Source organism: Pseudomonas sp. ACN8 (genome assembly GCF_002303925.1).
Lineage (GTDB): Bacteria > Pseudomonadota > Gammaproteobacteria > Pseudomonadales > Pseudomonadaceae > Aquipseudomonas.
In genome coordinates this window covers 47622-67871 of the sequence record NZ_MRCS01000038.1, presented here as the reverse complement: position 1 = coordinate 67871, position 20250 = coordinate 47622, and the positions used below count along the sequence as shown (strand labels likewise).

The window sequence follows — 20250 nt, the reverse complement described above, 5'->3', positions numbered from 1 at the left end:
GCCCTCACCCGCCCGCCCCGGGCTCAGTCGACGCTGGTTCCTGGCCGCCGCGGCCGGGCTGTTGGCCGGCGGCGTGCTGGCGGACCGTTTGTTCCTCGGCTGGCAAGCAAGCCGGCAGACACATAACTGGCGCGGTCTGGTGGCCGACTACATGGCGCTCTACGTGCCGGAAACCCTGGATCACTTGCCCGGCGATGAAGCCGCCCAACGGGCACAACTGCGCACCATCGATGCGCGCCTGGGCCTCAACCTCGCGCCGGCAAAACTGAGCCTGCCCCGTGCCGAGTTCAAGCGCGCGCAAATCCTCGAATACGACGGTGCGCCCATCGCCCAGATCACCTATCTCGATCCGGTGCACGGCCCCATGGCGCTGTGCGTCACCCGCTCCAACAGCGGCAGCCGCCATTTCGCCCGGGAACAGCGACGCGAGCTGAATATCGTGTATTGGGCTGACATGGAGCACGCCTGGATGCTGATCGGGCATCAGCCGATGGCGGATCTGGAGGAGATGGCGAAGACGTTGCGTAGTCGCCTCAGTACCTGAAAAACCTTGGCTCAACGCAGGCGCTGCGACAGCGCCTGCAAAGCGCGTCAGGCCAACGCCGGCAACCACAAGCGAAACCGCGCCCCGCCCAGCGGCGAGGCTTCCACCGTCAGCGTGCCGCCCTGTGCCTCCAACGCCCGGCGGCTGATTGCCAGTCCCAGCCCGAAGCCACCCGTGGCGCGGTCGCGGCTGCGGTCGAGGCGGTAGAAGGGTTCGAAGATCCGCTCGCGCTCGTCGTCCGGAATGCCGATGCCATCATCGTCGACCCAGATTTCACAGCCGCCGGTATAAACCTGAACCCCGATCTGAATACGCTTCTCGCAGTAGCGCATGGCGTTGCGCAGCAGGTTCTGCAAGGCGCGGGCGGTCAGGCGCGGGTCCAGGCTGAAGCGTTCGAACTGGCCGTGGAGCAGCACGTCGATGACGATTTCCGGGGATTCCTGTTCATCGTCGACGCTGCCGAGAATACTGTCGATGAACTCATCCAGCGACACCTCGACCTGCTCCGGCAACCGCGCCGGGTTTTGCAGGCGGCTGTAGGACAGCAGCTCCAGCACCAATTCATCGAGTTCCCGAATGTGCGCCACCAGGCTCTGCAGGCGCTCGCGGCTGGCCGCCGGCAAGTCGTCGGACAGGGCCAGCGCCAGGCCGAAATCCAGGCGCGTCAGCGGCGTGCGCAACTCGTGGGACACCGCATTGAGCAAGTCCCGCTGCTGGTTGAGCAGGCTCTCGATGTCACCGGCCATGGTGTCGAACACTCTGGCCAGGCTGCCGATGTTGGAACTCGGGGAGATTTGTGTGCGCTCGCCCAAGTGGCCCTTGCCAAAGCGTTCGGCCGCGCCCTTGAGGCGTTCCAGATCACGCCAGTGCGGGCGCAGCCACAGCAACAGGCACGCGAGCATGGTCGCGCCGATCAGGACGTTGATGCTCCAGTACAACAGGTTGACGTCCAGCGGATCCGGTGGCACGACCATTTGCACCACGGTGCGCTCATTGAGCGGCGCGACGGCCAGCGTGCGCCAGCCCCAGTCGCCCACGCGCACGACGTTCTCGCCGCGTTGCAAGCGCTGCTGTTCATCCGGTGTCAGGCTGCTGTCGTCATTGCTGCTGAGCACGATGTGCAGAGGAGAGAAGTCCTTGTCCATTTCAGCGGCCAGGGTCGGCCACTGTTCGGCCGGGACCCCGTGGAACTGTTTGACGATCAGCGTTTGCAGCCCACGGGAATAATCGAGGTTGTAGGTGACAAAGCGCTCGTGGAACACCTTGACCACCAGATCCGGCACCAGATAGATCGCGGCGCTGAACGAGACGATGGTCACCAGGTACAAACGAAAGAGGATTCTGAACATCGACTCAGCATTCCCATTCAGAACGGCTGAACAGGTAACCCTTGCCCCACACGGTCTTGATCTTGCGCGCCTCGCCGGCGTGGTCGTCGAACTTGCGCCGCAGCTTGGAAATCGCTACGTCCACCGAACGGTCGGTGCCGTTGAATTCGATGCCGCGCAGGCGTTGCAGGATCTGGTCGCGGCTCAGCACCTCACCCGCGTGCCGGGCCAGCACCACCAACAGGTTGTACTCGCCGCTGGACAGCTCCACCAATTGCTCGCGCCAGGTCACGGTGCGTTCGGACAAGTCGATGCACAGGTTGCCCATCAGAATGCGGTCGTTGGCGGTCTGCGGCTCGCTGAGGCTGCTGCGGCGCAGCAAGGTCCGCACCCGGGCCAGCAGCACCCGCGGCTCGCAGGGTTTGGTGACGTAGTCGTCGGCCCCCATTTCCAGGCCAAGGACCTGGTCGTGGCTGTCGTCGCGAGCAGTGAGCATCAGGATCGGCAAGGCCGCCGAATCGGCGCGCAGCAGGCGACAGACTTGCAGGCCGTCGAGGCCGGGCAGCATCAGGTCGAGGATCACCAGGTCCGGCGGATTGAGCCGCGCACGTTCGCGCACATGGTCACCGCGACCGATCACACTGACGGAATAACCGTTGCGTTCCAGGTAGCTGGCAATCAGTTCGGCGAGGGCGGTGTCGTCTTCGACCAGGAGGATGTTGGGCATGGGGTGTTTCCAGAAAGAGCTGTGACGTCCCCACCGGCCTCTTCGCGAGCAGGCTCGCTTCCACAGGGGACCGCATTTCAACGGTGGGAGCGAGCCTGCTCGCGAAGGCGGCCTGTAAGGCGCAATAGAAATCAAGGACTGAAGGATATACGCCCTCACTCGTCTCTGAGTAAAACCCTTACACAATTTCACACAGCACCAACAAAGCTTCACCGCTACCCTCGCCTTCGCCCAGTAGGATGCTGGGAGTCTTTATTGGGGTATTACATGTCGAAAAATCTGCTTGCCAGGCTCAGCCTGATTGCACTGGCGTTGACACTGGCCGCGTGTGACAAGTCCTCGAACGCCGAGGAACAGGCGCCGCTGGCCACGGTTCGCGTCGAGACCATCGAAGCCCGGCCACTGACCATCAGCAGCGAACTGAGCGGGCGGATTGCCGCGCCACGCATGGCCGAAGTGCGTGCCCGCGTGGCTGGCGTGGTCTTGCAGCGCACCTTCCGTGAAGGCAGTGACGTGAAACAGGGCGATGTGTTGTTCCGCATCGACCCGGCGCCGTTCAAGGCTGACCTGGACAGCGCCGAAGCGGCGTTGCGCAAGGCCGAAGCCAACGCGTTCCAGGCCAGGTTGCAGGAGCAACGCTACGCCCGGTTGATCGACGACAAGGCCATCAGCGGTCAGGACTACGACAACGCCCGGGCCAACGCCCGGCAGACCGCCGCCGACGTCGCCGGCAACAAGGCCGCGGTGGAGCGAGCCCGGTTGAACCTCGGTTACGCCACCGTCACCGCGCCGATTTCCGGGCGTATCGGTCGCGCGCTGGTCACCGAAGGCGCGCTGGTCGGGCAGAATGAAACCACGCCGCTGGCGCTGATCCAGCAACTGAACCCGATTCATGCCGACCTGACCCAGTCCACCCGCGAACTCAACGAACTGCGCCGCGCCTTCCGTTCCGGTCAGTTGCAGCAGGTCGGCCAGGATCAGGCCAAGGCCACGTTGATTCAGGATGACGGCAGCCTCTACCCGCTGCCGGGCAAGATGTTGTTCAGCGACATCACCGTCGACCCGGGCACCGGCCAGATCATCCTGCGCAGCGAGTTCCCCAACCCCGACCTCGACTTGCTGCCCGGCAGCTTCGTGCGCGTACGCCTGGAGCAGGCGGTCAACCAGCAGGGTATCAGCGTGCCGCAACGGGCCATCCAGCGTGACAGCGCCGGCATCGCTCAGGTGCTGCTGCTCGATGCCGAACAACGGGTCGGGCAGCAACCGGTCGAACTGGGCGCCGTGCAGAACGATCGCTGGATCGTCACCAGTGGCCTGAAAGCAGGCGACCGCATTGTCATCGAGGGCCTGCAGCACGCCCGCCCCGGCGAGAAAGTGCAGATCGACGACACCCCTCTTCCACTTGCCCAGGCGACTGGTCAGTAAGCAGGACGCTTTTTTATGCCGCAGTTCTTTATCGACCGCCCGGTGTTCGCCTGGGTGGTTGCCTTGTTCATCCTGCTGGCCGGTGCGCTGGCCATTCCGCAACTGCCGGTGGCGCAATACCCGGATGTTGCGCCACCACAAATCGAAATCTACGCCGTGTACCCGGGCGCTTCGGCACAAACCGTGGACGAGAGCGTGGTCAGCCTGATCGAGGAAGAACTCAACGGCGCCGATCACCTGTTGTACTTCGAATCCCAGAGCAGCCTGGGCAGCGCCACCATCAAGGCTACGTTCCAGCCGGGCACCAACCCGGAACTGGCTCAGGTGGACGTGCAGAACCGCCTTAAAGCCGTGGAGTCACGCCTGCCGCAAGCGGTGATCCAGCAAGGTTTGCAAGTGGAGAAAGTCTCCTCCGGCTTCCTGCTGCTGATCACCCTGACCTCCAGCGACGGCAAACTCGACGACGTGGCGCTCAGCGACTACCTGGCGCGCAACGTGATGAACGAGGTCAAGCGTCTGGACGGCGTCGGCAAGGCGCAGCTTTACGGCGCCGAACGGGCGATGCGGATCTGGATCGACCCGCAGAAACTACTCGCCTTCAACCTGACGCCGGCGGACGTCAACACCGCCATCGTCGCGCAAAACGCCCAGGTGTCGGCGGGCAGCATCGGCGATCTGCCGACCCGCACCACCCAGGAAATCACCGCGACCATTCTGGTCAAGGGCCAGTTGTCGACCCCCGAAGAGTTTGCCGATATCGTCCTCAAGGCCAACCCGGACGGCTCGACCGTGCGCATCAGCGATGTGGCGCGGGTCGAGATCGGCAGCCAGGAATACCAGTTTTCCACGCGTCTGAACGGCAAGCCGTCCACCGCCGTCGCCGTGCAACTGTCGCCCGGCGCCAACGCCCTGAACACCGCGACCCTGGTGCGGGCAAAGATGGACGAACTCAAGCGCTATTTCCCGGCGAACGTCGAGTACAAGATTCCGTACGACACCTCGCCCTTCGTCAAAGTCTCGATCACCAAGGTGGTGTACACCCTCGGCGAGGCCATGCTGCTGGTGTTCGCGGTGATGTTCCTGTTCCTGCAGAACATCCGCTACACGCTGATTCCGACGCTGGTGGTACCGGTGGCGTTGATGGGCACCTTTGCGACGATGCTGGCGCTGGGGTTTTCGATCAACGTGCTGACCATGTTCGGCATGGTGCTGGCCATCGGCATTCTGGTGGACGACGCCATCGTGGTGGTGGAAAACGTCGAGCGGATCATGGCCACCGAGGGCTTGTCGCCCAAGGAGGCCACGCGCAAGGCCATGCAGCAGATCACCGGGGCCATCATCGGCATCACCCTGGTGCTGGTCGCAGTGTTCATTCCGATGGCGTTCATGCAGGGCTCGGTCGGGGTGATTTACCAGCAGTTCTCGCTGTCGATGGCCACCTCGATCCTGTTCTCGGCCTTCCTCGCCCTGACCTTGACCCCGGCCCTGTGCGCGACGCTGCTCAAGCCGATTGCCAAAGGCGAGCACCATGAAAAAACCGGATTCTTCGGCTGGTTCAACCGTCGCTTCGAGCAACTGACCACGCGCTATCAGGGTTGGGTGGCCTACGCGTTGAAACGCACAGGGCGCTACCTGCTGATCTACGGCGTGTTGCTGATCGGTCTGGGCCTGGCCTTCAGTCGCTTGCCCTCTTCGTTCCTGCCGGTGGAAGACCAGGGTTACACCATCACCGACATCCAGTTGCCGCCGGGTGCGAGCAAGAATCGCACGGTGCAGGTGGCCGAGCAGGTTGAAGCGCACAACGCCGGCGAGCCGGGTATTCGCGACAGCGTGGTGATTCTCGGGTTCAGCTTCTCCGGCAGCGGGCAGAATGCGGCGCTGGCGTTCAGCACGCTCAAGGACTGGTCCGAGCGAAGCAGCGACGACTCGGCAGCTTCGATTGCCGACCGGGCCAACGTCGCCCTCAGCCAGATCAAGGACGCGGTGACCTTTGCCGTACTGCCGCCGCCCGTGGATGGCCTGGGTACGTCCAGCGGCTTCGAGTTCCGCCTGCAGGATCGCGGTGGCCTCGGTCATGAGAAGCTAATGGAAGCCCGCACCGGGTTACTCGCTGCGGCGGAAAAAAGCCCGATCCTGATGAACGTTCGCGAAAGCGCCCTGGCCGAGGCACCGCAGGTGCAACTGGTGGTCGACCGCAAGCAGGCCAACGCGCTGGGGGTGTCCTTTGCCGACGTCGGCAACGTGCTGTCCACGGCCGTGGGCTCGGCCTACATCAACGACTTCCCCAATCAGGGGCGGATGCAGCGCGTGGTGGTGCAGGCCGAGGGCGATCAACGCAGTCAAGTGGCTGACCTGCTGAAGATTCACGTGCGCAACACCCAAGAAAAAATGGTGCCCTTGTCGGCCTTTGTGCAAGCCAAGTGGACCCAGGGCCCGGCGCAGTTGACCCGCTACAACGGCTACCCGGCGATCAGCATTTCCGGTGAACCGACGCCAGGCCACAGCACCGGCGAGGCCATGGCCGAGATCGAGCGCCTGGTGGCGCAAGGCCCGGCGGGCCTGGGCCAGGAATGGACCGGGTTGTCGTTGCAGGAACGGTTATCCGGCAGCCAGGCACCGATCCTGCTCGGGCTGTCGCTGTTGATCGTATTCCTGTGCCTGGCGGCGTTGTACGAGAGCTGGTCGATCCCGACCTCGGTGCTGCTGGTGGTACCGCTGGGCGTGCTCGGCGCGGTGTTGGCCGTGACCTTGCGCGGGATGCCCAACGACGTGTTCTTCAAGGTCGGGCTGATCACCATCATCGGCCTGTCGGCGAAAAACGCGATCCTGATCATCGAGTTCGCCAAGAGCCTGTACGACGAAGGCCACGACCTGATCGACGCCACCCTGCAAGCCGCGCGCCTGCGGCTGCGACCGATTGTCATGACCTCCCTTGCGTTCATCCTCGGCGTGGTGCCATTGGCGATTGCCACCGGCGCCAGTTCGGCGAGCCAGCAAGCCATCGGCACCGGGGTGATCGGCGGGATGATCACCGCGACCCTGGCCGTGGTGTTCGTGCCGGTGTTTTTTGTGGTGGTGATGAAGCTGGTGCGCAAGCGACATAAAACCACCTGACCAAACATTGGTCCCTGTGGGAAACACTGGTCCCTGTAGGAGCGAGCCTGCTCGCGATGGCGGTGTGTCAGTCGATGACTATGTTGACTGTCAGTTCGCCATCGCGAGCAGGCTCGCTCCTACAAGGGATCTCTGTGACTTCAAGATTGGGGGTACCTGGGCTAAGGTGTTTGCAATGCCCCAACCCATCGAGCCTCCATGATTTTCCTCGCACGCACCCACCCTCGCCTGTCCGCCGCCATCCTGCTGGGCATCGCGGCGGGCTTTCTGGCTCCGGCCGATTCGCCGATCAGCAAGATCCTCATCGGCTGGAATGCCGGCGTCTGGATCTATCTGTTGCTGATGCTGTGGCTCACCGTGCGATCGAAAGCGACCGACGTGAAACGCATCGCCGAAATCGAGGACGAAAATGCCGGGCTGGTGCTGGCGCTGGTGTGCATTGCGGCACTGGCCAGCCTCGCGACCATCACCTTCGAACTGGCCGGCAGCAAAGACCTGGAAACCACACGCAAGCTTTTGCACTACGGCTTCACCGCCCTGACCGTCATCGGCTCATGGCTGCTGATCGGGGTGATTTTCAGCGTGCACTACGCCAGGTTGTATTACACCTGGGTCGGCAAGGAACCGGCGCTGCGTTTTGCCGAAGGGCTGACGACCCCAAACTACTGGGACTTCCTGTACTTCTCGTTCACCATCGGCGTGGCGGTGCAAACCTCGGATGTCGGTGTCGCCACCCGGGGCATGCGCAAGATCGTGCTCGCCCAGTCGCTGATCGGGTTTCTGTTCAACACCGCCATTCTCGGGTTCTCGATCAACATCGCCGCAGGACTGTTCGCCTGATGACTGCACAAACGTTCTAGGCATCACCCACGGTGCGGGCGTTAAATAGTCCGGCAATCCGCCCCACAGGTGCCCCATGAGCGCTCACAACTGGATCGACCTGGCCCAGGATGCCGACACCGGCATCGAGACCCTGCGCGCGCATTTCGAAGGCCACGCCTACGACCCGCACTGGCATGACAGCTATCTGGTGGGCGTCACCGAGCAAGGGGTCCAGCAATTCAATTGCCGACGGGCCAGGCACCAGAGCACGCCGGGCAAGGTGTTTCTGCTGGAGCCCGGAGACATCCATGACGGCGAAGCACCGACCGCCGACGGTTTCACCTACCGCATGCTGTACCTCGACCCGCAATGGTTGCAACGCGAACTCAGCGCCGTGTTCGATCATGCCCCCGATAACAGCCAGCTGAGCTTCGCCGCCACCCTGGCCAGCGATGCGCGCCTGGCCCAGGCCACCAGCCTGGCGTTTGAGACCCTGCATCGCGGTGAACTGAGGATCGTCCGCCAGACCGCCCTCGACAGCTTGCTCGTATGTCTGACCAGCCACCTGCACTGGCGCGCCCGCGATGGCCAGGACCCGCGTCTGCCGCAGGTGGCACAAAAAGCCCGGGAATACCTGCATGCCAACGCGCAATACGACATCGGCCTCGATCAACTGGCCGCCGTCACCGGCGTCGATCGCTTCCGCCTGACCCGCGCGTTCAAGGCTGCCTATGGCATGGCGCCCCACGCGTATCTGGTGCAATTGCGCCTGGCCACCGCCCGCCGCCTGCTGGCCCGTGGCGAACAACCGGCAGCGGTGGCGATGGCGCTGGGCTTTGCCGACCAGAGCCATCTGGGACGCTGGTTCATGCGCGCCTACGGCCTGACGCCGGCGCTGTACCGCAAGCGCTGCTCAAATCTTCCAGACAGATAAGCCCGGGGATTGTGAAGATCGACTTCACTGATCTTCACCGGAGTTTGCCCACGATGCTGCCCTCGTTCCCGACGTTACTGCCTTTCCTGCTGTTTGCCTTCGTGGCCTCGATCACCCCCGGCCCGACCAACATCCTGGTGCTGAGCAACAGCGCTCGATACGGGTTGGGTGCGGCTGTACCGATCATACTCAGTGCCTGTGCCAGCGCCGCGACCCTGGTATTGCTGGTGGGCATGGGGATTGGCTCATCAATCAGCGCGTGGCCCACCGTACAAAGCGTCATGCAGTGGGCCGGTGTAGCGTGGCTGAGTTATCTGGCCTGGCAGATTTTCAGCGCCCCGGCTTCGGCCATTGCCGCCGGCAACAGCGAAGCACGTCTCGGCTGGGTGGGCGCCGCCAGCCTGCAACTGGTCAACCCGAAAACCTGGATGATGGCGCTGGCGGTGGTCAGCGTATTCGCCGGAGGTGGCGAGCATCGCGCCGTGCAGGTGGCGTATTTGGCGCTGGTGTTTTTTCTGGTTTCCCTGCCATGTCTCGCGGCCTGGGCCATGCTCGGTGCCGGTTCAAGCCGCTGGTTGCGCTCACCCCGTGCCATGCAACGCTTCAATCGCGGCATGGGCCTGCTGTTGCTGGGTTCTGCGTGGTTGAGCGTGTTGGCCTGAGCGCCACTTGTCGCTCATTGTTCGACAATCAACCATCCGGGGCTTGACGGCGAAATGGCTTTTGGTGTCTTCTGAAACCGGTTTCAGTGTTATCTCATGATGCACGCAACCGTATAAATCCAATAAGAAGGTTTCAGACCGTGAATGACTTCTCCGCCGCCCAGCGCAGCCGCGTGACCATGCTCGACGTGGCCGAACACGCCAAGGTCTCCAAGGCCAGCGTTTCGCGGTTCATTGGCGATGATCGTGCCCTGCTCTCCGATGCCATTGCCCAACGCATCGAACAGGCAATCGCCGAACTCGGCTATCGCCCGAACCAGATGGCCCGAGGCCTGAAACGCGGACGCACTCGCCTGATCGGCATGCTGGTGGCGGATATCCGTAACCCTTATTCAATTGCCGTGATGCACGGGGTGGAAACCGCCTGCCGTCAACACGGCTATAGCCTGGTGGTGTGCAACACCGACCGCGACGACGAGCAAGAGCGCCAGCACCTGGCCCTGCTGCGCTCGTACAACATCGAAGGTCTGATCGTGAACACCCTCGGGCATCATCGTGACGAATTGCACGAACTGCACCGCGAAATGCCCCTGGTACTGGTGGATCGCAAGGTGGAGCACCTTGAAAGCGATATGGTCGGGCTGAACAACCCGCAGGCCGTTGGCATGGCCCTTGACCACCTTGAGGAGCGCGGTTACTGCGATGTGTTGCTGGTGACTGAGCCGTTTGATGGCACCAGTTCGCGGATTGAGCGGGTCAGCAGTTTCAAGGCGCAAATCGGGCAACGCCCGGCGCTTCGCGGCACGCACATCGAAACCGGCAACGAACTGACCGCACAATTGAAAGCCTTCCTCGACACGCCTGGCCCCGGCCCGAAAGCGCTGTTTTGCGCGAACGGGATTGCGGCGCTAGCCAGCACCCATGCGTTGCGTGAACTCAAGTGCAACCTGTTCGATGACGTGGGCTTGATCGCCCTCGATGACCTGGATTGGTACCCGTTGGTGGGCAGCGGCATTACCGCCCTCGCGCAGCCGACCACCGAGATGGGTGCCAGTGCGTTTGAGTGTCTGCTCAAGCGGTTGCGCGGGGATGACGGGGCGGTGCGGACGCTGGATTTTTCCGCGCGGCTGGTTGTGCGGGGGTCGACCCTTGGGAATTTGCGTTGAATGTTAAGACGCCATCGCGAGCAGGCTCGCTCCTACAGTGGATTTGTGAATATAGGCCCATTGTAGGAGTGAGCCTGCTCGCGATGGGGCCCTGACTAGCACCACAAAAAAATTTGAACAAAAATGAAACCGGTTTCAGAGGTAGAAAAACAATGAACAGACCAGCCGTTTCCATCAGCCTTTCCAGCTACGGCGCCGACCTCGTGCGTCAACGCGGCCAGGGCAGCTTCATCGAGATTCTCGCCGCCGCCGGCGCCACGCGCATTGAGTGGCGCGAAGAACTGCTGACCATCGAGGACCCCGCTCAACTGGCCGATGCCACACAAGCAGAGGGCCTGGAGAGCGTCTATTCGTCGCCCATGGAGCTCTGGCTGGCCGGGCAATCCAGACCCAATCCCGAACTGATCACCGCCCTGCAACGCGCCCGGGCGTTCGGCGCCAAATGGCTGAAGGTATCGCTGGGCTATTTCACCGACAACAGCGATCTGCCAACCCTCGCCCGGGTGCTGGGCGAAAGCGCCGTACAGTTGCTGGTGGAAAACGACCAGACCCTGCACGGCGGCCGCATTGAACCCTTCCAGCGTTTTTTCGCGCAGGTCGAGCAGCACCAGTTACCGATCAAAATGACCTTCGACATCGGCAACTGGCACTGGCAGGACCAGTCCGCCGCCAGCGCCGCGCGCTTGCTCGGGCGTCACGTCGGTTATGTGCACTGCAAAGCGGTCACGCGCCGAGCCGACGGCAAACTGGTCGCCATCCCGCCCGCCGTCAGTGACCTGCAACAGTGGGAACACCTGTTGCGGCACATGGCCCACGGCGTCATGCGGGCCGCGGAATATCCGCTGCAAGGCGATGACCTGGTGCAACTGACCACCGAGCACGTTGCCGCCCTCGCCCGCCTCGGCCAGTCGCAACTGGAGAGCGCCCATGTCTGAGATCGATGTTCTGTCCTTCGGCGAGACCATGGCGATGTTCGTCGCCGAACAGGTGGGTGATCTGGCCAGCGTCGGCGCTTTCCACAAACGCATTGCCGGGGCTGACAGCAACGTCGCCATTGGCCTTTCCCGTCTGGGCTTCAACGTGGCATGGCTGAGCCGTGTCGGTGCCGATTCGTTGGGCCGGTTCGTGGTCGACGCCCTGGGAAAACAAGGCCTGGATTGCCGTCACGTCGACATCGACACCGCCCACCCGACCGGTTTTCAACTCAAGTCCCGCACCGACGATGGCAGCGATCCGGTGGTCGAATACTTCCGCCGTGGTTCGGCGGCCAGCCACCTGTCGCCGCACTCGATCGTGCCCGAATTGCTCAAGGCCCGACACCTGCACGCCACCGGCATCCCCCCGGCGCTGTCGGAATCGGCGCGGCAGATGTCGTTCGAGTTGATGACCCACATGCGCGAGGCCGGGCGCAGTGTTTCCTTCGACCCGAACCTGCGCCCGAGCCTGTGGGCCAGCGAACGACAAATGATCACCGAGATCAACCGCCTCGCCGCCCTCGCCCATTGGGTGCTGCCGGGGTTGAGCGAAGGTCGCTTGCTCAGCGGTTTCGAAGACCCGGCCGACATCGCCGCCTTCTACCTCGACCAGGGCGCCGAAGCCGTGGTGATCAAGCTTGGCCCACACGGGGCTTTCTACCGCACACAGCTTGATCAAGGTTTCGTGGCCGGCGTACCGGTGCAAACAGTGGTCGATACGGTGGGTGCCGGCGATGGTTTTGCCGTCGGCATGATCAGCGCGCTGTTGGAAAACCAAAGCGTTGTCGAGGCCGTGAAACGCGCCAACTGGATTGGCAGCCGTGCGGTGCAGAGCCGGGGGGATATGGAGGGGTTGCCGACCCGATCCGAAATGGTCAGCGAATTCGAGGCCGCCATCGCGAGCAGGCTCGCTCCTACAGAGGATTTGTGTCGAACCTAGATCCAATGTAGGAGCGAGCCTGCTCGCGATGAGGCCAATAAAGGCACCGAATATTCAAACCGTTACCTGCTGCGACAAAAACAACAAGCTCAGGAGCACCACCATGAAAACCGCAACGCTCGCCACCCGCCGCTGGTGGTACATCATGCCCATCGTGTTCATCACCTATAGCCTGGCGTATCTGGATCGCGCCAACTATGGGTTCGCCGCCGCGTCCGGTATGGCCGCGGACCTGATGATCACACCAGGCCTGTCGTCGATGCTCGGCGCGCTGTTCTTCCTCGGCTACTTTTTCTTCCAGGTACCCGGCGCGATCTACGCGCAGAAACACAGTGTGAAGAAACTGATTTTCGTTAGCCTGATCCTCTGGGGCAGCCTGGCGACGTTGACCGGGATTGTCTCCAATGCCTATTGGCTGATCGTCATCCGCTTCATGCTCGGCGTGGTCGAAGCGGCAGTGATGCCGGCGATGCTGATTTATCTATGCCACTGGTTCACCCGTGCCGAACGCTCCCGGGCCAACACTTTCCTGATCCTCGGCAACCCGGTGACCATGCTGTGGATGTCGGTGGTCTCGGGCTATCTGGTGCAGCATTACAGCTGGCGCTGGATGTTCATCGTCGAAGGGTTGCCAGCGGTGTTGTGGGCATTCATCTGGTGGCGTCTGGCCGATGATCGTCCGTCACAAGCCAAGTGGCTCGATGATCAGGAAAAACAGGACCTGGAAAGCGCACTGGCCGCCGAACAGGTCGGCATCAAGGCCGTGAAGAACTACGCAGAAGCGTTCCGTTCACCCAAAGTGATCATCCTGGCACTGCAGTTTTTCTGCTGGAGCATTGGCGTGTACGGCTTCGTGTTGTGGTTGCCGTCGATCCTCAAGGCCGGCGCGCAGATGGACATGGTCCAGGCCGGCTGGCTGTCGGCGCTGCCGTACCTGGCGGCGGTGATCGGCATGCTGCTGGTGTCCTGGGGGTCGGACAAGTTGCAAAAACGTAAGCGTTTCGTCTGGCCGCCACTGCTGATCGCCTCGATTGCCTTCTATGGTTCCTACGCCCTGGGTGCCGAACACTTCTGGTGGTCCTACACCCTGCTGGTAATTGCCGGCGCCTGCATGTACGCGCCCTATGGGCCGTTCTTCGCGATCATTCCGGAGATCCTTCCGGCCAACGTCGCCGGCGGCGCCATGGCGCTGATCAACAGCATGGGCGCCCTCGGTTCCTTTGGCGGCTCCTACCTGGTCGGGTACCTGAACAGCTCCACCGGCTCGCCCGGCGCCTCGTACCTGTTGATGAGCGGCGCGCTGATGTTCTCGGTGGTACTGACGATTTGCCTCAAGCCCGGCGCCAGTGATCGGGAGCGGCCCACGGCCACGGTAACGCGCACTGCCACGGCACATTCCTGAATTGAATTTGAGATCTCAACGATGAAAAAGCAGGTCGTCCTGTACAAGAAACTCTCGCCGCTGCTGATGGCTCGCCTGCACGAGCAGGCCGAAGTGACGCTGATCGAAAACCTTGGTGCCGAGGGTCTGGCCAAACTGCGCGATGCCCTGCCCCACGCCCATGGCTTGCTGGGTGCCAGCCTGAAACTGGATGCCGAACTGCTCGATCTGGCACCCGACCTTCAAGCCATTGCCAGCGTTTCGGTGGGTGTCGACAACTACGACATCGACTACCTGACCGAGCGGCGCATCCTGCTCAGCAACACGCCGGATGTATTGACAGAAACCACCGCCGACACCGGTTTCGCGCTGATTCTGGCAACGGCCCGGCGCGTTGTGGAATTGGCCAACATGATTCGCGAAGGCAAGTGGACCCGCAACATCGGCCCCATGCATTTCGGCAGCGATGTGCACGGCAAAACCCTGGGCATCATTGGCATGGGCCGCATTGGCGAAGCCCTCGCCCAGCGCGGGCATTTCGGGTTTGGCATGCCGGTGATCTATCACAGCCAGTCACCGAAACCTGCGGTGGAACAGCGTTTCAATGCGCACTATCGAAGCCTGCCGGAGCTGTTGCAACAGGCCGATTTCGTTTGCCTGACGTTGCCGCTGACCGCGCAAACCGAAGGGCTGATCGGCGCAGAACAGTTCGCCCTGATGCGTCCCGAGACCATCTTCATCAATATTTCACGAGGCAAGGTCGTGGACGAAGCCGCGCTGATCGAAGCCTTGCGCGCAGGCCAGATTCGCGCGGCGGGGCTGGATGTATTCGAACGCGAACCGTTGGATCAGGACTCGCCTTTGTTGCAGTTGAACAACGTGGTAGCGACACCACACATCGGCTCGGCCACCCATGAAACACGGGAGGCCATGGCCAAATGCGCGGTGGACAACCTGTTGGCGGCGCTGGCGGGTGAACGGCCGGCCAATCTGGTGAACGCAAAAGCGTGGAAGGCTTGAGGGATCAGGCGCGGCGCGCGACCAGCAAATCCGCCGCGCATAATGCAATGCGCCGACAGGCATCGGCCAGTTTGCGCTGGTCCACCACCAACCCGATGCGGATATGCCCCGCCGCACTCGGCCCGAAAGCTTCTCCGGCCAGCACCGACACGCCATAGCCTTCCAGTAGCATCTCGGCAAAGCGCTGGGCCGACAAACCGGTCTGGCGCACATCGACCATCACGAACATCCCGCCATCCGGGCGAATCGGCCTGAGGCCCGGGCATTGGCCCAGACTTGCACACACCAGGTCACGGCGCTGGCGATACTCCTCGCGCATCATCGCCACTTCGGGCAGGTCTTCATTCAATGCCAGTTGCGCGGCGTTCTGCACGAAATCCGGAATGCCGAACAGCATGCTCAACGACAGGTTCACCAGATGCTCGGCCATGGGTTTGGGCCCGACCACCCAGCCCACCCGCCAACCGCTCATGGCGTGGGACTTGGACAGGCTGTTGATCGTCGCCGTCCGCTCGGCCATGCCCGGTAGGCTCGCGGGGCTGATGTGCTCGCCCTCGTACAGCAGATCGCTGTAGACCTCATCGCTGATCAGCCACAAATCGTGACGAATGCACAGCGCTACCAGCTCCTGCCAGATCGCCAGTGACAAGCTGGCGCCGGATGGATTGTTCGGACTGTTGAGCAGGATGGCGCGAGTCTTTGGCGTGATCCGAGCCGCGACATCCGCCGGGGCGACGCGAAACCCGTTCTGCGGGTGCACTGGCACCGGGACTACTGTGGCCGCACAAGCGCCGATCACGCCCTCATAGGTCACGTACATCGGCTCGGCGACAATCACTTCATCGCCCGGATCGAGCAGGCATTGCGCCACCGAATACACCGCGCACTGCGCGCCCGGAAAGACGATCACATGTTCGGCGTCCACCACCTGACCACTGCGTTGCCGGTGCCGACGGGCGATGCTGTCGCGCAGCCCTCGACTGCCGCGCACTTCAGGATAGTGCGTATCACCGGCCAGCAGGCTGGAAATGGCGGCCTGGACGATGGGTTGCGGCGTATCGAAGTCCGGGTCGCCAATTGACAACAGCAGGACGTCGACGCCCTGTTCGCGCAATTGCAGCGCTCGATCGTGAATCTGCCAGGCCGCCGCTCCGTCACCGGCGATTCGTTGGGTCAAGGCTGAGTAGCGCATGTCTTTCTCCTGTCGCGCGGGTACTCCCAGCCACAACCCTATCTCAAATCACGAAACGCGCCACCATGGCGTTCAAAACATGGATAAGTCAATGCTTGCGAACGGCCATCCGCCAGACGCGAGCGATATCGGTCGCCCGCTCACGCAGCAAGCGCGGGGCTTCGGCGCAGGCCTGTTCCAGGGTCATCGGTCCGCTCGCCAGGGCGAACGCGGCGTCGATGCCATGCTCATAGAGCGCCTGATAGCCGTCGCCCAGAGTGCCGGCGATGACGATGACCGGCACGCCTTGCTGGCTGGCGACACGCGCCACACCAAACGGCGTCTTGCCGCGCAGGGTTTGTGCATCGAAACGCCCTTCCCCTGTGATCACCAGATCGGCCCCTGCAACGGCGCCCGCCAAGCCCACGAGCTCGCCGACCACCTCGACCCCGGCCTTGAACTGCGCCCCCAGGAACGCTTTGGCGGCAAACCCCAGGCCACCCGCCGCGCCGCTTCCCGGTTCGTCGCGCACGTCGTTGTTCAAGGTGCTCGCGCAATGGTCGGCAAAGTGTCCGAGGGCGCGGTCCAGTGGCTCGACCTGCGCGGGCGAGGCGCCTTTTTGCGGGCCGAAGATCGCCGAGGCACCGTGGGGGCCGCACAGCGGGTTGTTGACATCGGCGGCGATGTCGAAGCGGACCTGGGCCAGACGCGGATCGATATCGCTCAGGTCGACGCGGGCCAATTGCGCCAGAGCGAGGCCTCCCGGTGACAGCGTCTGCCCCTGGGCGTCGAGCAATTTCACGCCCAAGGCCTGCATGGCACCGGCGCCGCCGTCATTGGTCGCACTGCCGCCAATCGCCAGGATCACCCGTTGCGCACCGGCATCCAGCGCGGCGCGGATCAGTTGCCCGGTACCGAAGGTGCTGCTGATGCACGCATCCCGTTGCGCCACCGGGACCAATTGCAAACCGCTGGCCTCGGCCATTTCGATGATCGCGGTGTGGCTATCGGGCAACCAGCCCCAAGCGGCACTCACCGTAGCCCCCAGAGGCCCACGCACCTCATTGCGGCGCAGCTCGCCATCGCACGCCGCAAGAATCGACTCGACAGTCCCTTCCCCGCCGTCGGCCATCGGGCATTTGATCAGTTGGGCATCGGGCCAGACCTGCGCCAATCCCAATGCAATGGCATCGGCCACGCCTTGGGCGCTGAGGCTGTCCTTGAACGAGTCGGGGGCGATCACGATTTTCATGGGAATTCTCCAGTTCCAATGTCCACATGCTGCCAGCCGCCATGAACAATAACGCCGGGCCGCTGCACAAGCGGTGTTGAGGATTATTGTTCATTTCCACAACTGTGGGATTTTGTCGCTCACGAAATTGAGTCTGACTCGGGCAGCAGTTGCACACCCAGGTACAACGCCAGCATGCCGTCCAGTCGCAACGGATCAACCCCACTCAACTCGGCAATCCGCTCCATGCGATAGCGCAGGCTGTTGCGATGGATGCCCAGTGCATCGGCGCAGGCCTGGCTCTGGCCGTCGTGTTCGCACCAACTGCGCAGGGTTGCCAGCAACTGGCCGTTGCTGTCCTTGGTAATGACCTTACGCAGCGGATTGAGCAATTCGTCGAGGGCGTCGTCGTTGCGGTGGCGCCAGAGCATCACCGGCAACCGATAGCGGTTGAGCGTCAGCAATCGGGAGCGCGGCAACACTTCGCGCCCGTAGGCCAGCAAGTCACCGACCCGGCGATAGCAGCGCCGCAAGCCGGAAAGTCCATCGGCCTGCCCGCCCACGGCAATGCGCAGGATGTTCCAGCCCAGGCCGTCGAGCTTGTCCAGCAAGCGCTCGTTCTCCACCGACTGGCTCGCCGGCCGGCACCAGAGCAACGAGGTCTTGGCCGAGCTCACGCACCAACTGTCCGGGTGGCGGGTGGTCAACCAGGCGCTGAGGGCCTCGACGGTTTGCCCTGGCGCATGCTCCAGGCCCAGTTCGAACAGGTACGGTACCCGGGTCATCTGTGGCTTGAGGCCCAACTGCTGCGCTTCATCGACCAGGCGCGGAGCATCGCCGGCTTCGCTGAGCAACAACGCCAGCAGATCATCGCAGCGCTGGCGCCGCCATTGCTGTTCGGCCTGCTGATTGCGCTGGCCCACCAGCATTTCGGCGGTCATGCGCACCAGCTCGGCGTAGGTGCGCAGTTGCTCGGGTTCGCCGGTGATGCCCAATACGCCGATCAGGCGCTGGTCGAGCATCAGCGGCAGGTTAATGCCCGGCTGCACGCCCTTGAGATGAATCGCCGTCTGCGCATCGATCTCCACCACCCGGCCATTGGCCAGGACCAGTTGCGCGCCTTCATGCCGGGTGTTGACCCGCTCCGGCTCGCCGCTGCCCAGGATCAAGCCCTGGCTGTCCATGACGTTGACGTTGTACGGCAGGATGGCCATCGCCCGGTCGACGATGTCCTGGGCCAGGTCGTGATCGAGTTCGAACATGCAAGTGATCCTTGAAGACGGTGATGGAGCGGGTTGTTCACCCGCACAGGCCTTGGTTGCAAACCCTGTGCTCAGGCACAAAGACAGCCACCCGGAGGGTGGTCGAGACTCTCTGGGCGATCAACGTTACCCTTTGCATCGCAAAAAATCATAATAAAGAGAGAGCCGCCATGACACAGAGCGCCGTAGCGTCCGACGCCATCGCTGACGACAAAAACGCCGTCTACAAGCGCATTACCCTGCGCTTGATCCCCTTCATTTTCATCTGCTACCTGTTCAACTACCTCGACCGGGTAAACGTTGGATTTGCCAAACTGCAGATGCTCGACGCGCTGAAGTTCAGCGAAACCGTATACGGCCTCGGCGCCGGCATTTTCTTTATCGGCTACGTACTGTGCGGCGTGCCAAGCAACCTGGCCCTGACCAGGTTCGGCCCACGGCGCTGGATCGCACTGATGATGATCACTTGGGGCACCCTGTCGACCTGCCTGCTGTTCGTCACCACGCCAACCGAGTTCTATACCCTGCGCCTGTTCACCGGCGCGGCCGAAGCCGGGTTCTTCCCGGGTGTGGTGTTGTACCTCTCGCAGTGGTTCCCGACCTTCCGCCGTGGCCGCATCATGGCCTTGTTCATGTCGGCGATCCCGGTCTCCGGCCTGCTCGGCAGCCCGTTCTCCGGCTGGATTCTCAACCACTTCGCCGCAGGTCAAGGCGGCCTCGCTGGCTGGCAGTGGATGTTCCTGCTGCAAGGCATTCCCACCGTCATCCTCGGTGCGCTGGCTTATTTCCTGCTCAGCGACAGCTACGCCAACGCCCAGTGGCTGACCCCGTTCGAGCGTTCGGTGCTGGAAGCCGACCACGCCGAAGATCTGGCGAACAAACCGAAAACCACCACCGATTCGCTGCTGGCGGTGTTCAAGAACCCGGCGATCTGGGCCTTCGGCCTGATCTATTTCTGCATCCAGAGTGGCGTGTACGCGATCAACTTCTGGCTGCCGTCGATCATCAAGAACCTGGGCTTCAGCGATAACCTGGTGATCGGCTGGCTCAGTGCGATTCCGTATCTGCTGGCCGCGGTGTTCATGCTGGTCGTGGGTCGCTCGGCGGACCTGCGCCAGGAACGTCGCTGGCATTTGGTGGTGCCGATGCTGATGGGGGCGTTGGGGCTGCTGATCGCGGTGAACTTCGCCGCCAACCCGGCCATCGCCATTCTCGGCCTGACCATCGCCACCATGGGCGCCCTCACCGGCCTGCCGATGTTCTGGCCAGTGCCGACCGCCCTGCTCAGCGCGGGTGCCGCGGCTGGCGGCCTGGCGCTGATCAACTCCATGGGACAGATGGCCGGCTTCCTCAGCCCGTACCTGGTGGGTTGGGTCAAGGACAGCACTGGTTCGACCGATGCGGCGCTGTACCTGCTGGCGGGTGTGATCGTCTGCGGCAGTTTGCTGGCGTTGCGCATGACCCGTACCCTGCGCGCCTAAGCACCACCTGACCACTGTAGGAGCGAGCCTGCTCGCGATGGACGTCAACGATAACGCGTTTATCCTGG

17 protein-coding genes are annotated in these 20250 nt (G+C 62.9%); 12 read left to right on the top strand and 5 right to left on the bottom strand.

The genetic code is table 11. From position 1 onward, the window contains the following. Positions 1–544: transcriptional regulator (locus tag BSF44_RS20705; protein WP_095945090.1), on the top strand; the 544-nt coding region annotated here is incomplete at its 5' end. Between the two features lie 47 nt (positions 545–591). Here BSF44_RS20705 and BSF44_RS20700 read toward each other — a convergent pair. Together BSF44_RS20700 and BSF44_RS20695 are read right to left on the bottom strand one after the other, a co-directional pair. Next, a complete protein-coding gene (locus BSF44_RS20700) occupies positions 592–1893 on the bottom strand; it encodes an ATP-binding protein (protein WP_095945089.1) in 1302 nt (433 codons plus the stop codon). 4 nt (positions 1894–1897) lie between these two features. Continuing rightward, positions 1898–2599, bottom strand: coding sequence for a response regulator transcription factor (locus tag BSF44_RS20695; protein ID WP_095945088.1), 702 nt, complete (start codon positions 2597–2599; stop codon positions 1898–1900). Positions 2600–2866: 267 nt separating this feature from the next. Between BSF44_RS20695 and BSF44_RS20690 the strand changes: the two genes are divergently transcribed. The 10 genes from BSF44_RS20690 to BSF44_RS20645 all read left to right on the top strand — a co-directional run bounded on the left by BSF44_RS20690 (position 2867) and on the right by BSF44_RS20645 (position 15037). Beyond that, on the top strand, positions 2867–4024 hold the full coding sequence (locus tag BSF44_RS20690; RefSeq protein WP_095945087.1) for an efflux RND transporter periplasmic adaptor subunit: 1158 nt from the start codon (positions 2867–2869) through the stop codon (positions 4022–4024). Between the two features lie 15 nt (positions 4025–4039). Then, positions 4040–7138: an efflux RND transporter permease subunit gene (locus BSF44_RS20685; RefSeq protein WP_095945086.1), complete on the top strand. Its 3099-nt coding sequence runs from the start codon at positions 4040–4042 to the stop codon at positions 7136–7138. Positions 7139–7336: 198 nt separating this feature from the next. Beyond that, on the top strand, positions 7337–7978 hold the full coding sequence (locus BSF44_RS20680) for a DUF1345 domain-containing protein (protein ID WP_095945085.1): 642 nt from the start codon (positions 7337–7339) through the stop codon (positions 7976–7978). A gap of 76 nt (positions 7979–8054) precedes the next feature. Further along, complete coding sequence (locus BSF44_RS20675) at positions 8055–8894, top strand: AraC family transcriptional regulator (protein ID WP_095945084.1); 840 nt, start codon at positions 8055–8057, stop codon at positions 8892–8894. 53 nt (positions 8895–8947) lie between these two features. Beyond that, complete coding sequence (locus tag BSF44_RS20670) at positions 8948–9556, top strand: LysE family translocator (protein WP_095945083.1); 609 nt, start codon at positions 8948–8950, stop codon at positions 9554–9556. Positions 9557–9696: 140 nt separating this feature from the next. Beyond that, positions 9697–10722 (top strand): LacI family DNA-binding transcriptional regulator, encoded by a 1026-nt coding sequence (locus BSF44_RS20665; protein WP_095945082.1) that lies wholly within the window; start codon positions 9697–9699, stop codon positions 10720–10722. A 152-nt stretch (positions 10723–10874) separates the two neighbouring features. Continuing rightward, positions 10875–11657, top strand: a complete 783-nt coding sequence (locus tag BSF44_RS20660) for a sugar phosphate isomerase/epimerase (RefSeq protein WP_095945081.1) — start codon at positions 10875–10877, stop codon at positions 11655–11657. After that, on the top strand, positions 11650–12636 hold the full coding sequence (locus BSF44_RS20655; protein ID WP_095945080.1) for a sugar kinase: 987 nt from the start codon (positions 11650–11652) through the stop codon (positions 12634–12636). Before BSF44_RS20660 ends, BSF44_RS20655 begins: the two co-directional genes overlap by 8 nt. A gap of 103 nt (positions 12637–12739) precedes the next feature. After that, positions 12740–14038 (top strand): MFS transporter, encoded by a 1299-nt coding sequence (locus BSF44_RS20650; RefSeq protein ID WP_095945079.1) that lies wholly within the window; start codon positions 12740–12742, stop codon positions 14036–14038. 21 nt (positions 14039–14059) lie between these two features. Continuing rightward, positions 14060–15037 (top strand): D-glycerate dehydrogenase, encoded by a 978-nt coding sequence (locus BSF44_RS20645; RefSeq protein ID WP_095945078.1) that lies wholly within the window; start codon positions 14060–14062, stop codon positions 15035–15037. Positions 15038–15041: 4 nt separating this feature from the next. On the opposite strand, the gene BSF44_RS20640 is transcribed toward BSF44_RS20645, so the two are convergent. The 3 genes from BSF44_RS20640 to BSF44_RS20630 all read right to left on the bottom strand — a co-directional run bounded on the left by BSF44_RS20640 (position 15042) and on the right by BSF44_RS20630 (position 18701). Continuing rightward, on the bottom strand, positions 15042–16229 hold the full coding sequence (locus BSF44_RS20640; RefSeq protein WP_095945077.1) for a pyridoxal phosphate-dependent aminotransferase: 1188 nt from the start codon (positions 16227–16229) through the stop codon (positions 15042–15044). A gap of 88 nt (positions 16230–16317) precedes the next feature. Next, entirely contained in the window at positions 16318–17460 is a 1143-nt protein-coding gene (locus BSF44_RS20635; protein ID WP_095945076.1) for a glycerate kinase, read from the bottom strand. A 119-nt stretch (positions 17461–17579) separates the two neighbouring features. Further along, entirely contained in the window at positions 17580–18701 is a 1122-nt protein-coding gene (locus BSF44_RS20630) for a sugar diacid recognition domain-containing protein (protein WP_095945075.1), read from the bottom strand. Positions 18702–18871: 170 nt separating this feature from the next. Between BSF44_RS20630 and BSF44_RS20625 the strand changes: the two genes are divergently transcribed. After that, complete coding sequence (locus BSF44_RS20625; protein ID WP_095945074.1) at positions 18872–20182, top strand: MFS transporter; 1311 nt, start codon at positions 18872–18874, stop codon at positions 20180–20182. Positions 20183–20250 lie beyond the last annotated feature (68 nt).

Excerpts from the sequence above, each read along its gene's own strand:
- BSF44_RS20700 (WP_095945089.1), bottom strand. The coding sequence starts at position 1,893 with ATGTTCAGAATCCTCTTTCGTTTGTACCTGGTGACCATCGTCTCGTTC.
- BSF44_RS20695 (WP_095945088.1), bottom strand. The coding sequence starts at position 2,599 with ATGCCCAACATCCTCCTGGTCGAAGACGACACCGCCCTCGCCGAACTG.
- BSF44_RS20690 (WP_095945087.1), top strand. The coding sequence starts at position 2,867 with ATGTCGAAAAATCTGCTTGCCAGGCTCAGCCTGATTGCACTGGCGTTG.
- BSF44_RS20685 (WP_095945086.1), top strand. The coding sequence starts at position 4,040 with ATGCCGCAGTTCTTTATCGACCGCCCGGTGTTCGCCTGGGTGGTTGCC.
- BSF44_RS20680 (WP_095945085.1), top strand. The coding sequence starts at position 7,337 with ATGATTTTCCTCGCACGCACCCACCCTCGCCTGTCCGCCGCCATCCTG.
- BSF44_RS20675 (WP_095945084.1), top strand. The coding sequence starts at position 8,055 with ATGAGCGCTCACAACTGGATCGACCTGGCCCAGGATGCCGACACCGGC.
- BSF44_RS20670 (WP_095945083.1), top strand. The coding sequence starts at position 8,948 with ATGCTGCCCTCGTTCCCGACGTTACTGCCTTTCCTGCTGTTTGCCTTC.
- BSF44_RS20660 (WP_095945081.1), top strand. The coding sequence starts at position 10,875 with ATGAACAGACCAGCCGTTTCCATCAGCCTTTCCAGCTACGGCGCCGAC.
- BSF44_RS20655 (WP_095945080.1), top strand. The coding sequence starts at position 11,650 with ATGTCTGAGATCGATGTTCTGTCCTTCGGCGAGACCATGGCGATGTTC.
- BSF44_RS20650 (WP_095945079.1), top strand. The coding sequence starts at position 12,740 with ATGAAAACCGCAACGCTCGCCACCCGCCGCTGGTGGTACATCATGCCC.
- BSF44_RS20645 (WP_095945078.1), top strand. The coding sequence starts at position 14,060 with ATGAAAAAGCAGGTCGTCCTGTACAAGAAACTCTCGCCGCTGCTGATG.
- BSF44_RS20640 (WP_095945077.1), bottom strand. The coding sequence starts at position 16,229 with ATGCGCTACTCAGCCTTGACCCAACGAATCGCCGGTGACGGAGCGGCG.
- BSF44_RS20635 (WP_095945076.1), bottom strand. The coding sequence starts at position 17,460 with ATGAAAATCGTGATCGCCCCCGACTCGTTCAAGGACAGCCTCAGCGCC.
- BSF44_RS20630 (WP_095945075.1), bottom strand. The coding sequence starts at position 18,701 with ATGTTCGAACTCGATCACGACCTGGCCCAGGACATCGTCGACCGGGCG.
- BSF44_RS20625 (WP_095945074.1), top strand. The coding sequence starts at position 18,872 with ATGACACAGAGCGCCGTAGCGTCCGACGCCATCGCTGACGACAAAAAC.